This window comes from Providencia sp. CIM-Carb-044 (assembly GCF_033901115.1).
Lineage (GTDB): Bacteria > Pseudomonadota > Gammaproteobacteria > Enterobacterales > Enterobacteriaceae > Providencia > Providencia hangzhouensis.
The window spans coordinates 1-242 of record NZ_JAXADV010000097.1 but is presented as its reverse complement, the minus strand read 5'-3'; the positions used below and the strand labels follow the sequence as shown (position 1 = coordinate 242).

Genomic DNA, 242 nt, shown 5'->3' with positions numbered 1-242 from the left:
CCAGCAACGTCGGTTCGAGATGGCGCTCGATGACGCCAACTACCTCTGATAGTTGAGTCGATACTTCGGCGATCACCGCTTCCCTCATGATGTTTAACGTTTGACATGAGGGGCGGCCAAGGGCGCCAGCCCTTGGACGTCCCCCTCGATGGAAGGGTTAGGCAACACTGCGTGTTCGCTCGAATGCCTGGCGTGTTTGAACCATGTACACGGCTGGACCATCTGGGGTGGTTACGGTACCT

The 242-nt window shown here is 57.4% G+C and carries 2 pseudogenes; both read right to left on the bottom strand.

The annotated features are described in order from the left end of the window. A pseudogene (locus SJ312_RS23455) lies at positions 1–88 on the bottom strand (ANT(3'') family aminoglycoside nucleotidyltransferase); the annotation flags it as partial. 69 nt (positions 89–157) lie between these two features. Next, a pseudogene (locus tag SJ312_RS23450) lies at positions 158–242 on the bottom strand (AAC(6')-Ib family aminoglycoside 6'-N-acetyltransferase); the annotation flags it as partial.